Source organism: Streptomyces hydrogenans (assembly GCF_014656075.1).
Classification (GTDB): Bacteria; Actinomycetota; Actinomycetes; order Streptomycetales; family Streptomycetaceae; genus Streptomyces; species Streptomyces hydrogenans.
In genome coordinates, this window is sequence record NZ_BNBS01000318.1 from 1 (window position 1) to 648 (window position 648).

Genomic DNA, 648 nt, shown 5'->3' on the forward strand with positions numbered 1-648 from the left:
GCCACAGGTCGATCATGACCTCCTGGGTGACCTCCTCGGACTGGGCGCGGTCGCGTACGACTTTGAGCACGATGCCGAACACCAGGGGCGCGAGGGCGTCGTAGAGGGCGGAGAACGCCTCCTTGTCACCGTGGGCGACCTGCCGCATGACGTCGGTGAGGTCGTTGCGGCCGGTGTCGGTGGGACGGCCGGCGCCGAAGGAAATCGGTTGGTTCACCTTCGCCGCTCCGCCCGTGGGGAGAAGGCGCAGGGACGGCCTGGGCAGGCCGTCGGGGGGCGGGGCGTCCATCGCATGCCGCTCCTTGTGTCGTCGCTCGTACGGTGCCGGACCGTCCCCGGGGACGGTCCGCGGTGGGGAATCTGTTCGTGTGTCGCCCGTTCTTCGTAGCGGACGGCCCTGCGGATGGGCGGGCTCTTCGTCACCTGCGCCACCTTCGGGTAACCCGTTCGAGGGAAGCGGGGCGCCGGCACCAAACCGGCGGGAGAACAGGCGCGAACACCACGTGTGAGGGGCTCCCGAGGAAGCTCACGGGATTCCCCACCGGCCGCGCGGGACCTCTGCGCGGCCGCCATCCTCACGAAAGGTGCAAAAACATGGTGCGTGTGCGACGAGGTCTGGCCGTTGCCCTGGCCGCCGGTGCGGTCGTG

Annotated in this window: 1 protein-coding gene; it reads right to left on the bottom strand. The window is 69.9% G+C overall.

Going from position 1 to position 648, the window contains the following annotated elements; all coding sequences use genetic code 11:
- The coding region (locus IE321_RS41640; protein WP_268257467.1) for a sigma factor at nt 1-217 on the bottom strand (217 nt) is incomplete at its 3' end.
- Nucleotides 218-648: the final 431 nt, after the last annotated feature.